Annotated in this window: 10 protein-coding genes; 7 read left to right on the top strand and 3 right to left on the bottom strand. The window is 61.6% G+C overall.

Annotation, left to right across the window (positions count from 1 at the left end):
- Positions 1–2 precede the first annotated feature (2 nt).
- The 6 genes from QRN31_RS09765 to QRN31_RS09740 are packed head-to-tail and all read left to right on the top strand — an operon-like array spanning position 3 to position 6230.
- The gene (locus tag QRN31_RS09765) at positions 3–725 is read left to right on the top strand and encodes an ABC transporter ATP-binding protein (RefSeq protein WP_285431707.1); all 723 of its coding nucleotides are present in this window, start codon (positions 3–5) and stop codon (positions 723–725) included.
- Positions 709–1932, top strand: a complete 1224-nt coding sequence (locus QRN31_RS09760) for an ABC transporter permease (RefSeq protein WP_285431705.1) — start codon at positions 709–711, stop codon at positions 1930–1932. Before QRN31_RS09765 ends, QRN31_RS09760 begins: the two co-directional genes overlap by 17 nt.
- Positions 1922–3466 carry an SUMF1/EgtB/PvdO family nonheme iron enzyme gene (locus QRN31_RS09755; protein ID WP_285431704.1) on the top strand — a complete coding sequence of 515 codons (1545 nt, stop codon included), beginning with the start codon at positions 1922–1924 and terminating at the stop codon, positions 3464–3466. Before QRN31_RS09760 ends, QRN31_RS09755 begins: the two co-directional genes overlap by 11 nt.
- Before the next feature lie 46 nt (positions 3467–3512).
- On the top strand, positions 3513–4247 hold the full coding sequence (locus tag QRN31_RS09750; protein WP_285431702.1) for a hypothetical protein: 735 nt from the start codon (positions 3513–3515) through the stop codon (positions 4245–4247).
- Positions 4248–4251: 4 nt separating this feature from the next.
- On the top strand, positions 4252–4758 hold the full coding sequence (locus QRN31_RS09745; protein WP_285431700.1) for a hypothetical protein: 507 nt from the start codon (positions 4252–4254) through the stop codon (positions 4756–4758).
- Positions 4759–4814: 56 nt separating this feature from the next.
- Positions 4815–6230, top strand: coding sequence for a vWA domain-containing protein (locus QRN31_RS09740; protein WP_285431698.1), 1416 nt, complete (start codon positions 4815–4817; stop codon positions 6228–6230).
- Between the two features lie 138 nt (positions 6231–6368).
- Here QRN31_RS09740 and QRN31_RS09735 read toward each other — a convergent pair whose 3' ends face one another.
- Positions 6369–8345 carry a methyl-accepting chemotaxis protein gene (locus QRN31_RS09735; protein WP_285431697.1) on the bottom strand — a complete coding sequence of 659 codons (1977 nt, stop codon included), beginning with the start codon at positions 8343–8345 and terminating at the stop codon, positions 6369–6371.
- Positions 8346–8524: 179 nt separating this feature from the next.
- Positions 8525–9445, bottom strand: coding sequence for a LysR substrate-binding domain-containing protein (locus tag QRN31_RS09730; protein WP_285431696.1), 921 nt, complete (start codon positions 9443–9445; stop codon positions 8525–8527).
- A 178-nt stretch (positions 9446–9623) separates the two neighbouring features.
- Here QRN31_RS09730 and QRN31_RS09725 point away from each other — a divergent pair, with 178 nt between their 5' ends.
- On the top strand, positions 9624–11018 hold the full coding sequence (locus QRN31_RS09725) for a NorM family multidrug efflux MATE transporter (protein WP_285431695.1): 1395 nt from the start codon (positions 9624–9626) through the stop codon (positions 11016–11018).
- A gap of 123 nt (positions 11019–11141) precedes the next feature.
- On the opposite strand, the gene QRN31_RS09720 is transcribed toward QRN31_RS09725, so the two are convergent.
- On the bottom strand, positions 11142–12815 hold the full coding sequence (locus QRN31_RS09720) for a putative bifunctional diguanylate cyclase/phosphodiesterase (RefSeq protein WP_285431694.1): 1674 nt from the start codon (positions 12813–12815) through the stop codon (positions 11142–11144).
- Between the last annotated feature and the right edge of the window lie 157 nt (positions 12816–12972).

The raw sequence follows: 12972 nt of genomic DNA, 5'->3' as shown, positions 1-12972 counted from the left end.
TGATGCTCGATATCAAGAACCTGCTGGTGCGCCGTGGTGAAGGCGCGCTCGCCCATCTCGTGCGCTTGCCGCACTTGCAGGTCGGGGCCGGGGAAATCCTCGCCATCACCGGCGAGAGCGGCAGCGGCAAAAGCACGCTGCTCGAAGCCATCGGCCTGTTGCTGGCGCCGGTCGAGCTGGAACGCTTTCGACTGGGCCCGGCGCGGACGGGCGCGCAAGCCACACCGGTTCAAGACATCGCGCAACTGCTGGCCTGCGACGACCAGCAGGCCTTGGCCGCTGTGCGCTCGCGGCATTTGGGGTTCATTTTGCAGAGCGGCGGCTTGTTGCCGTTCCTCAGTGTGCGCGACAACATCAGCCTGCCGCGCCGCTTGCTCGGCATGCCGGCGAAGAGCGCGCACATTGACCACGCAGTTGAGGTGTTGCGCTTGCAAGGGTTGCTGGATAAACACCCTCAGGCGCTGTCCATCGGCGAACGCCAGCGCGTGGCCTGCGTGCGAGCGATTGCCCATGAACCGCTGCTGCTGTTGGCCGACGAACCCACCGCTGCGCTCGATCCGCACAGCGCCCGGCGTTTGTTCGAATTGCTGCTGAGCCTGGTGTCGAGCATGGGCCTGAGTGCGCTCGTCGTGTCCCATGACTGGGCCTTGCTGAAGGATTTCGGCTTGCCGCGCCTCGGCGCGATCAGCCGTGAGGGAGAGACATCGTTTGAACCGATGGACTGAACGACTGCGCCTGCTGGGCTCACTGGCCCTGCAAGACCTCTGGCACGACCGCAAGGTGTCGCTGTGCATCGCCGCCTCCCTGGTGGCGGTGATCGCGCCGTTGCTGTTGCTGTTCGGTCTCAAGCACGGCGTGGTCAGCCAGTTGCAGGACGAACTGCTGCGCGACCCGCGCAACCTTGAAGTGAAAATGCTCAGCAACGGCAATTACGACAGCGCCTGGATCGAACGTGTGCGCCAGCGTCCCGAGACCGGTTTTGCCCTCGGCCAGACCCGTTCGCTCAACACCCAGGCGGACTTGTTGATCGGCCTGCAGCGCTTTGTCGAAGGCGCGGAAATCATCGCCACCGAACCCGGCGATCCGCAGCTCAACCTGCCGCAACTCAATCCCACCGGCAACCAGGTGATCCTCAGTGAGCGCGCCGCGCAACGCTTGCAGGCCAAGGCCGGCGACAGTGTGCAAATGCGCGTGCTGCGCCGGCTCGACGGGGTCAATGAGCGCGGCGAGATGACGTTGACGGTGCTGGCGGTGCTCGACGGTGCTCGCTTCGGTCGCGCCGCCGGGTTTGTCGCCCCGCCGCTGCTGCTGAGCCTGGAGCGCTTTCGTGATGGCTATCAAGTTCGCGAGTTCAATGTCGATACCGGTAAGCCTCTTGGCGATTTGCAACCGCTGTATGCCCGGGCCCGCCTGTATGCTCGCGACATCGATCAGGTTGCGCCGCTGGAGCGCTGGCTCAATGAACAAAACATCGAAACCTCGAGTCGGCTGGCCGATATCGACAACGTCAAAGCCATCAACCATGTACTGGGGCTGATCTTCGGGGTGATTGCCCTGGCGGCGTTGATCGGTTGTGTAGCGTCGATGGTCGGGGCGTTTCTGGCCAACATCGACCGCAAACGCAAAAGTCTCGCGGTCCTGCGCCTGCTGGGTTTCAAACGCAGGGCAGTCGGCGGTTTCGTGGTCATGCAGGCCCTGCTGCTGAGCCTGGCCGGGTACCTTGGCGGATTGGGGTTTTATGCCGTCGGCAGTCATTTGTTCGATTCCCTGCTCGGCAGCAGCCAGGCCACCGGCAGTTTCGTTTGCCACATCACAATCTGGCATGGCCTTGCCGCCCTGCTCCTGACCTTTGTGGTCGCTGCACTGGTGGCCGTGATCGGCGCCGTGCGAGCGATCAACATCCAACCTGCGGAGAGTCTGCGTGAGCTATAAACGTTTTGGCTTGCTGTTACCCCTGAGCCTCGGCTACCTGCTCGACGCCTCGGCAGCGGGCTGGGAAGAGAAGTATTACAACCCGATGCCCGAGGCCAACGATGTCGTGCTGCCGATGCCGTGCGAAGGCTCGATGGTGTTTCGCAAGGTGTTCATTCCGGTGGCCGGACCGCTTGACGACTACCCGATCAACATCGGTCAGGACGGCGCGGAATACGGCTACGTCGAACAGACCCGGCCAACTTTCATTGCCGGCAGCTTCACCGGCGCCAAGAACGACAAATCCCGCTACTACTTGATGGCCAAGTACGAGATGAGTCAGTTGCAATACGCTGCGCTGACCGAACAAACCTGCCCCACCGCTGCGACCAAGATGCGCCTGCCGCAAGTGGCCGTAAGCTGGGTGGAAGCCGTCGAGGCGGCAGACAAGTACAACCTGTGGCTGCGTAAAAACGCCGCCGACAAACTGCCGAAAGAAGACGGCTCGCTGGGCTTCCTGCGCCTGCCGACGGAAGTCGAGTGGGAGTTCGCGGCGCGCGGCGGCCTGGAAGTCGGCGCGGCGGAATTCCGTGATACGCGTTACCCGATGCCCGACGGCATCAATGCCTACGAGTGGTTTGCCGGGGCGCAATCGTCCAACGGCAAACTGCAGTTGTCGGGCCTGCAAAAGCCCAATCCGTTGGGCTTGCACGACATGCTCGGCAACGTCGACGAGATGATGTTCGAGCCGTTTCGCCTGAACAAACTCGACCGCCAGCACGGTCAGGCCGGCGGCTATGTGGTGCGCGGTGGCAACTACCTGACCGCCCAGGCCGACCTGCGCACCGCGCTGCGCAAGGAAGAGCCGTATTACAACGCCGAAGGCCAAGTGAAAAACAAAACCACCGGCCTGCGCCTGGTGCTGGTCTCGCCAACCCTGACTTCGCGCGAACGTGTCGCCAGCATCGAAAGCAGTTGGAAGAAACTTGGCACCGGCAGCAAGGAAACCGAATCGGCCGACAAAGGCACGGTGCAATCCCTGAACTCGCTGGCCTCAGGCGTGGAAGACAAGGCGCTCAAGGAAAAACTCCAGGCCCTGGAAAACCAATTGCGCGCCAGCAACCAGCAGCAGGAAGAAACCCGCGATCAGGCGATCCGCGCCAGCCTCAACCTGGGTGCGTTCTTGTGCACCAAGATGCTCGACGACGGCCAGTACTTGGACTTCCTGCAAAAAAACTACAAGCTCAATTGCGAAGCGGCGGAAAAAGACGCCAGCTGCGACATGCGCAAAGGCAAGCTCGACGAGCAAAAAGATCGCCTGCACAAGCTCAGCCGTTACTACGCCAGCAGCCTGGTGGAATCAGCGACCTTGTACGGCCAGCCGCTGCTTGAAGCGCAGGTCCCGGTGATGGAAGAAATCATCACCCGCAACAAACAGCTGCAAGAGCTCAAACCCTACTTGCGCACCCACTGGGCCAATCAGAAGACCTTCCTGCAAAAACAGAAGATCGACACGGACGCCTGGCTGACCAGCTGCAAGACCGTCACTCAGTAACTCACCTCAACAAAAACAGTCAACACCGTCACCAAGGAGTCTCACCATGTCGCGCAGCCTTTGGACTCGCTTCAAGCTACAGATCGCTTTCGTTGTCGCCGGCAGCCTGCTGCTGACGGGGTGCGCCAACACCGGTAGCTCCATGCTCGGCGACAGCGACGGAACCGACCCCCGCCTGACCCAGGGCCAGGACGCTGAGTTCTTCAGCAAGTCCGGCTACCAGGCCTGCGCCGTCGGTGCCGGTGTCGGCATCCTCGCTTGCGCACTGTCCAACAGCAACAACAAGGGTGTGTGCGCCATCGCCGCCGGTATTACCGCGTGTGGCGTAGCCATGGGCGCGAACTACTACCTGGATCAGCGTCGCAGCGAATACGCCGACACCTCAACCCGCTTGGCTAAAATGAACAGCGACGTCGAACAAGACACCCAGAACGTGATCGCCCGTACCGCGACCGCTCAGCAAGTGATCAATGACGATCAGGCGAAGATTGCCCAGATCAAAAAGGACATCGCCAACAAGAAAGTCGACAAGAGCCAGGCCCAGGCGCAAATCGCCGAGATCGATTCCAACATCGCGCGCCTGCGTAAAGACCTCGGCAACATGCGCGTCAAAGTCACCGAGTACACCAAGGTGGCAGACGCCGAGCGTGCACAAGGTGCCACCGGCGCCGAGATCAAGCAGGTGGACATGAACATTAAGAAAATGAACCAGAAAGTCGCCACCCTGCAAAAGGAAGTCGACGGTCTGTACTCCCAGCGCTCCGCGATCACCTTGGGCTAAGCACATGACGTTACGACCACTGGCGGTCCTCACCGCCGTCCTGGCTTTGAGCGGTTGCGCGACCAAGCCCGGCGAATGCGATGCGACCAATCGCGACAGCAGCATGCTGACCAAAATGAACTGCGACTACTCCGGTGGCTACAGCGATCAGGTCAAGCAGAAAGAACAGGCCCTGTCTGCCTCTCGCCAGGAAAACGCCATGTTCCGCCAGGTCTACGAGAACATTCAGGCCCAGCAACTCAGCACCAAGACCGACCTGGCCAGCCAGCAGAAATCCCAGGCGGCGCTGAACCAGTCGCTGAGTCAGTTGCTGTCCTCGCTAAAGACCCGGCATGCCAATGAAAGCCAGGTGCAGAAGCAGATCGCCGGGCTTGAGCAGCAGCTCAAGGCCTCGCAGGCAGCGCCCGTGACCAAGGCCTCGCCCGCGACGCTGGCCGCCAAGAAGGAGCAGCTGAAGGTCTTGCAGAAAAAGGTCAACCAACTGCAATTCAGCCTCGGTTACGAAGAGTAACTTTTCACCCCGCCGCCTCCCGAGGGAGGCTGGCACCTTTTTCAGGAATCGTCGTCATGCAGCGGGTCATCAGGGATGCGCAAGCCACACCGGAGGGGATGAGTGCACTGCAAGCCAAAGTTGCCCTCATCCAGAAACATTTTCCGCCGACCGTCGCCAGCCTCTTCGCCATTCCGCGCATGGGCAGCGGTGACGTGCTGGAATGGTGGACCGAACTGGGTGGCCAACCCACGCCCTATGCCGACCTCAACGAGGACGCGCGACGACGCTTGCTGGAAACCTATGAAGTGCGTCAGACGTCCCTCGAGCAGCTGGCGGACGAACTGCAAAGACGCGGTCAAGCAACGGAAGCGCAAGACCTGCGCAGCCTGCTCGGCACGCCTGAACTGGACAAGCTGTACAGCCTCAATGGCGAGCCGCTGGTGGTGCGCTGGAACCAGCGTCCGCCCAAACCGATCGTGCCGCCGGTGGTGCCGGTCGTACCGCCTTCGCGCCGTGGCTGGTGGATCGCGGCGGCCTTGCTTGCGCTGCTGTTGCTGCTTCTGGCGCTGTGGCTCTGGTGGTTCCTGCACCGAGAACCGGTTGTCGTGGTTCCACCGGTAGCGCCGGTGGTGACGCCAGTGGAGAAACCTGTGGAGAAACCGGTTGAACCGGTTCCCGAGCCTGTCGTGGAACCGGAGCCTGCTCCGGAACCAGAACCGGTGCCCGAACCGAAACCAGTGCCGCCGCCCAAGCCGGTCCCACCACCAAAACCGGTCGCGCCGCCACCACCGCCGCCACCTCCAGCCCCGACGCTGGACAACTACGCGTGCCGTAAAAAAGCGCCGGATGCCGTGCCCCCGCAATTTGTGGTGGTACTCGACACTTCGGGCTCGATGGATTTGAACATCAAGTCGGTGAAAGCCGACGAGGACTGGTTCTTCGGCAATGAGATGAACAAGTACCTGGACCCGAACCGCACCATGCAGATCTTCGCCAAGCCCAGCCGCATGGACGTCGCCAAGGAATCGCTGGCCGGCATGATCAATGGGCTGGACCCGAAAATCGACACGCGCCTGATCACCTTCGCCGGTTGCGAAAGAACACCGGACCAGGGCGTGTTCAAGCTTGGCGACCGGCCGCGGCTGATCAACGGGATTCGCGGTCTGGTTCCCAACGATGGCACACCACTGGCCGACAGCCTGGCCTACGCCGCCAGCAAGGTCGACGGGCGCAATAACGATGCAGTGATCGTGATGTTCGTCGACGGCGAGGACGGTTGCGATAAAGACGCCTGCGCGGTATCCCGTCGCATCGCCAGGGAACAACCACGCCTGCGGGTCAACGTGGTGAAAATCGGTGCCGGTGGCCCGTCACGTTGCATCGCTGAAAACACCGGCGGCCGGGTTTACAACAGCACCAACGCGGCGGAGTTGGGCAAGCAGTTGAAACAGGCGAGCAAGGAAGTGTCGAGCAATGCCAAGTGTGATTAGTCACTCGGTTTAGGTATTGAGGTAAACCTGATCGCGAGCAAGCTCGCTCCCACAGGATTTGTGTCGTTCACAAAAGGACGGAACGACACACAACCCTGTGGGAGCGAGCTTGCTCGCGAAGGCGATTTCAGCCGCTACTCAACGAAACCGGTCAACCTCTTGGCGCAAGTCCGCTGCCAGCTTCTCCAGCTCTTTGGCGGTAACGGCCAGGTTCGACACCACTTCACGCTGCTCGCTGTTGGCCAGCGCAATGCTTTGCAGGTTGCTGCTGAGCAAGGTCGCGGTGCTGCTCTGTTCCTGAGTCGCCGTGGTGATCGCCGCAAATTGCTCGCCGGCCGAGCGGCTCTGTTCGTCGATGCGCGCCAGGGCCGAGGCCACGTTGGCGTTACGCGACAGGCCTTCCTGCATTAACAGGTTGCCTTGCTCCATGGTGCTGATCGCGTTGCCGGTTTCCTGCTGGATGCTTTGAATCATCCCGGAAATTTCATCGGTGGCCTGGCGGGTGCGCGACGCCAGGTTGCGCACCTCATCGGCCACCACCGCAAAGCCGCGACCCTGCTCGCCGGCACGGGCCGCTTCGATGGCCGCGTTCAACGCCAGCAGGTTGGTTTGTTCGGCGATCGAGGTAATCACGCCGACGATGCCGCCGATTTCCTGGGAGCGCTGACCGAGGGTGTTGATCACGGTAGCGGTGCTGTTCAGTGCGCCAGCAATTTGCTCCAGAGATGAGGACGCTTCGTCCATCGACGTGCGACCGATCTGGGTTTGTTGTGCGTTTTCCTGGGCCAGGCGTTGGGTGCTGCCCATGTTGTCGGCGATGTTCAGCGAAGTTGCGCTGAACTCTTCCACGGCGCCGGCCATGCTGGTGATTTCGCCGGACTGCTGCTCCATCCCTTCATAGGCACCACCGGACAGGCCGGACAACGCTTGGGCACGACTGTTGACCTCGCCCGAGGCCTTGCGGATGTGCTCGACCATTGTCGACAGCGCTTGGCTCATCTGGTTGAAGGCGCGGGCCAGTTGACCAATCTCGTCATTGCTCGACACGTTCAGGCGCACGCTCAGATCACCAGCGCCCAGCGCTTCAGCCTGGCGCACCAGATCACCCAGCGGCGCGAGTTTGCTGCGCAGTAACCAGACTGCCGAACCCACGGCAATCAACATCGCCAGCAAACTGCCGATCGCCAATTGAATACCAACGCTCCAGGTCACCGCGCTGATTTCGGTTTGCGGCATGCTCGCCACCACCGACCATGGGCCGCCGTCGAACGGCACGGCCACGCTGTAGAAGTCTTCGGACTTGTCGCTCCAGAAATCGCCCTTGCCCGGGGTTTTCGCCAGGCTGGTGATGGCCGGGACCGCTTTATCGAGCGCTTGCACGCCTGCAATCGGCACCAGCCACTTGTTCTGCTCATCCAGCAGCGCCAGCGAGCCCGTCTGGCCGATGCGGAAGCGTTTGAGGTTTTCGAACTGCGCGTTCTGCGCATCGGTGTAGTCGAACCCTACGAACAACACGGCGATCACCTTGCCGCTGCTGTCGCGCACAGGGGTGTACTGGGTCATGTAGGAGCGATCGAAGAGCAAGGCGCGACCGACGTAGCTCTGCCCCGCCATCAAGCGCGCATAGGCCGGATTCGCGTGATCGAGCAAGGTGCCGATGGCCCGGTTGCCATCCTGCTTGGTCAGGGAGGTACTGACCCGGACAAAGTCTTCGCCACTGCGCACGAACACCGTCGCGACGCCCGCCGTCATTTGCTTGAACTCGTCGACTTCCTTGAAGTTGTTGTTCAACACTTCGCTGCCCAAGTGCAAGCCCGGCGTCTGCGCGCCCGCCACGGCCACCGGCTCATCCGGGTGCACGCTCAGACCCGCACTGAAGCGTTTCTCGAACAGGCCGGCCAGGCGCTGGGTGCTTTCACGCAACGTGCCGTGAAAGGTGCTCAATTGGTCGGCCAGCAACCGGGCTTCGCTGGCCAGGTGCTCCTCGCGGGTGGCGAGGTTGGCGCTGTCCAGCGAACGCAGGGCGAATACGGTACTGCCAGTGATGACAATCGCCAGAATCACGGCAAGCGCAAGACCAAGTTGTGAGGCGATCCGGGCACGGGGTTGAGACATGACAGCTCCTGGCCGAGCGACCAGACATCCTGATCACGATGCACACTCGGCAATATTCAAAGGGAATTGCGATAAACCTGCACGAAGGTTCCATGTGCAGATTCTCGGCGGCAAACTTGAATACTTGAGTAAAAAGCGAGGATATGGCTCAAGGCCTCTACCGCAGGGGCTCTATCGATTCAGCAAAGGTGTTCGACATCGGGTAAATCCATGGCCCGAACCTCCCCGAGCAGGAAATCGCTGAGGCGGCGCAAACGTTCACCTCCCGGGCGGGTTTTCGGCCAGACCAGGTAATAATTCTCACCACTGGCCACGGCGGTCGGCCACGGCAAACTCAAACGACCCTGCGCGACATCCTCCGCCACCATCAGCAAATCGCCCATGGACACGCCATAACCCCGGGCTGCCGCGATCATGCCCAGCTCCAGAGTGTCGAAGACCTGCCCGCCCTTGAGTGACACCTGATCATCCACGCCCATGCGCACCAGCCACGTGCGCCAGTCGCGGCGGTCCGGCGTCGGGTGCAGCAGTTCGGTGCTGGCCAGACGCTCGACGTCCCACGGCTGATCCTTCAGCAAATTCGGCGCGCCTACAGGAATCAGCTCCTCGGGAAACAACAGCGTCGCCTCCCAGTCCGGCGGGAAATGCCCGTTGCTGAGGATCACGGCGCAGTCGAACGGTTCTTGATTGAAGTCCACCGAGTCGATGTCCATCCAGGCGCTGGTCAGTTGCACTTCGTTGCCCGGCTGCAAGTGCCGAAAACGGCTGAGCCGCGCCAGCAGCCAGCGCATGGTCAACGTCGACGGGGCTTTCATGCGCAGGATGTCGTCTTCGGCGCGCAAGGTATTGCAGGCACGTTCCAGGGCGGTAAAACCTTCACGAATGCCGGGGAGGATCAGGCGCGCCGACTCGGTCAATTGCAGGTTGCGTCCGCTGCGGTGAAACAGACGACAGGCGAAATGCTCTTCGAGCGTACGAATATGCCGACTGACCGCGCTTTGGGTGATCGACAATTCTTCCGCCGCACGGGTAAACGAGCTATGCCGCGCCGCCGCTTCAAATGCGCGCAGGGCATACAAGGGTGGAAGACGACGGGACATCGGGAAAGCTCCTAAGGCGCGGTTGCGCAACGTTAGCAGAAACCTGCCAGCATGAGTTTGACTCATGCCACCCATCCTTTTTATCCCTTTGTGCAATCCCCGTGAAGCGCCGAGAATCGGCGTTCTCCTGTTTTCCTTGGGGTTTCCTTTTTCTCTTCAATAATCGAGCGTGATGACCATGCAGCATCCAGCACGTACCGAACTCTGGGCCATCCTGCGGCTGGCGGGGCCGTTGATTGCCTCGCAGTTGGCGCACATGTTGATGGTCCTCACCGACACCTTGATGATGGCGCGCCTGAGTCCCGAAGCGCTGGCCGGTGGCGGCCTGGGTGCGGCGACGTATTCGTTTGTGTCGATCTTCTGCATCGGCGTGATTGCCGCAGTCGGCACCCTGGTGGCGATCCGTCAGGGCGCCGGCGATATCGTCGGTGCTGCGCGACTGACCCAGGCCGGGTTGTGGCTGGCCTGGCTGATGGCGCTGGTGGCCGGGTTGCTGCTGTGGAACCTCAAACCGGTGCTGCTGCTGTTTGGCCAGACCGAAACCAACGTCCACGCCGCCGGCCAGTTCCTGCTGATCCTGCCGTTCGCCCTGCCCGGCTATCTGAGCTTCATGGCCCTGCGTGGTTTCACCAGCGCCATCGGCCGGGCGACGCCGGTGATGGTCATTAGCCTGGGCGGCACCGTGGCCAACTTCCTGCTCAACTATGCGTTGATCACCGGGATGTTCGGCCTGCCAAAACTGGGCCTGATGGGCATCGGCCTGGTCACGGCCATTGTCGCCAACCTGATGGCCGTGGCGCTGGCGCTGCACATCCGTCGGCATCCAGCCTACGACGCTTATCCGCTGCGCCAGGGCCTGTCGCGGCCTAACCGTCAGTACTTGAAAGAGCTGTGGCGCCTCGGCCTGCCCATCGGTGGCACCTACGCGGTGGAAGTCGGGTTGTTTGCGTTTGCGGCGCTGTGCATGGGCACCATGGGCAGCACGCAACTGGCCGCGCACCAGATCGCCCTGCAGATTGTTTCCGTGGCGTTCATGGTACCGGCGGGGATTTCCTACGCGATCACCATGCGCATCGGTCAGCATTACGGTGCCGGACAGTTGCTGGATGCGCGGCTGGCGGGTCGGGTCGGGATTGCGTTCGGGGCCGTGTCGATGCTCGGGTTCGCGATGGTGTTCTGGTTCTTGCCCAATCAGTTGATCGGCCTGTTCCTGGACCACAACGACCCGGCGTTTCGCGACGTGATCAACCTGGCTGTGAGCCTGCTGGCGGTCGCCGCATGGTTCGAGCTGTTCGACGGTACGCAAACCATCGCCATGGGCTGCATTCGCGGGCTCAAGGACGCCAAGACCACCTTCCTGGTCGGGCTCGGCTGCTATTGGCTGATCGGGGCACCGGCGGCATGGTGGATGGCGTTCAATTTGAACGGGGGGCCAACGGGCGTCTGGTGGGGGTTGGCGCTTGGCCTGGCGTGCTCGGCGGTGAGTCTGACGCTGGCGTTCGAGTGGAAGATGAAAGGAATGATTCGACGCGAGCCTGCGTCGCAGCGTTTCGAGATCGCCCAGACCGAGTGAGATCCCCCTTTAGGAGTGAGCCTGCTCCGGGCGGCGCTCCGACGATAGCGGTGTGTCAGTCAACATAGTTAACAACTGACACATCGCTATCGCGGGCAAGCCCGCTCCCACAGTTGTATAGGGTTAGCTCACGATGCCCAGCGCTGGCTGCTGGTCGCTGTCAAACGTCAAATACTCAACCAGTTCCATCAGCGGCAACGGCTTGCTGATCAGATAACCCTGCACCTGATCGCAACCAAACCCACGCAACAAATCCAGTTGTTCTGTCGTTTCCACGCCCTCAGCGACCACTTCAAGATTGAGGTTGTGCGCCAGGTTGATCATCGCGTGCACCAGTTTGCGATTCTCTTCGCGCTCCTCCATGCCGCCGACGAAGCTCTTGTCGACCTTGAGCAAGGCAATCGGCAGGCTGTTGAGGTGCACGAACGACGAGAACCCGGTGCCGAAGTCATCCAGAGAAAAGCGCACGCCCAGTCGCCCGAGCGCATCCATGGTCTGCTTCACCAGATCACTGCGGCGCATCACCGCGGTTTCGGTCAGCTCGAACTCCAGCCATTGCGCCTCGACGCCGCGCTCGGCAATCAGCCGGCTCAGGGTCGACAACAATTGGCTGTCCTGAAACTGCCGGAACGACAGGTTGATCGCCATGTGCAGCGCCGGCAAACCGCGCTCGCGCAGCGCCTGCATGTCCCGCAGGGCACGGGAAATCACCCAGTAACCGAGTGGCACGATCAAACCGCTTTGCTCGGCCAGCGGCACGAATTCGCTGGGCGCCAGCAAACCACGCTCGGCATGGCGCCAGCGCACCAGGGCTTCAAGGCCGACGATTTTGCCGTCCTCAAGGTTCAGGCGTGGCTGGTAATGCAGCTCCAGTTCGTCACGACGCAAGGCCCGGCGCAGCTCGCTTTCGAGATCGGCCATGCTGCGGGCGTTGCGGTTGATGCGTTCATTGAAGATGTGAAAAGTGCAGCCCTGAGTGCTTTTGGCTTGCTGCATGGCGATGTGCGCGTGCCACATAAGAGGATCGGCACCCGCCTGGGCCCGGGCATGGGCGATGCCCAGGCTGGAACCGATCAACAGGCTTTCGCCATCGACCCAATAAGGTTCGGCCAGGGCTTCGGTGATGCGTTCGGCCATCCATTCGGCGCGTTGCGGCGCACGACGGGTGTCGATCAGCAGAGCGAATTCGTCGCTGCCCAGTCGTGCCAGTTGATCGCTGGCCTCAAGCTGACTTTTCAGGCGCGCGACCACTTGCAGGATCAACCGGTCGCCGGCCTGGTGGCCGAGGGCATCGTTGGCGTGACGGAAGTTGTCGAGATCCAGGTGACCGAGGGCCAGGCCCCGGCCGTCGTTTTCCGCCAGACGCGCTGCCAGCAAGGTCTGGAAACCCTGACGGTTGGCGATGCCGGTAAGCGGGTCTTGCTCGGCCAGACGCTGCAAGGTGTTTTCCAGCACACCGCGCTCACGCACGTGGCGCAGGCAACGACGCAACATGCCGGGATCGAGATGATCGCGCACCAGCCAGTCGCTCACACCATCGGGCGGCGACGTCGGCTCGTGCTCGAGCAGCAACACCGTCGGCAGGTTACAACGGCCGGGCGCAGGCTGAAGGGCAGGAATCGTCAACAACACCGCACCGCGGTTGTCATCGAACAGACTGCTGACCGAGTCCCAACTCGGAGCGCTGATGAGCACGGCCGAGCTCCCCATCGGAGCCAGACACTCGCGCAACAACGCTGCCCACGCTGGCTCTTCGGCCAGTAGCAGCAAACGCAAGGGTTCGACAGGCGTAGACAAGCTAGCTCCCTAGACTCTGCAAAGATGTAGGCGGCAGGCATTATGCCGCGCCGCCAACCAATGACCAAATGACATCAGTTTTCAAGCGAGGATTTGTGTCTGGAATACGAACATTAGCCGCAAATTCACCGCGCATCCTGCTTGAAAGTATCAAAAC

It is taken from the genome of Pseudomonas sp. fls2-241-R2A-110 (genome assembly GCF_030209165.1).
In the GTDB taxonomy this organism is placed as follows: domain Bacteria; phylum Pseudomonadota; class Gammaproteobacteria; order Pseudomonadales; family Pseudomonadaceae; genus Aquipseudomonas.
The sequence above is the reverse complement of the archived record's forward strand: the minus strand, read 5'-3'. Positions and strand labels throughout refer to the sequence as shown.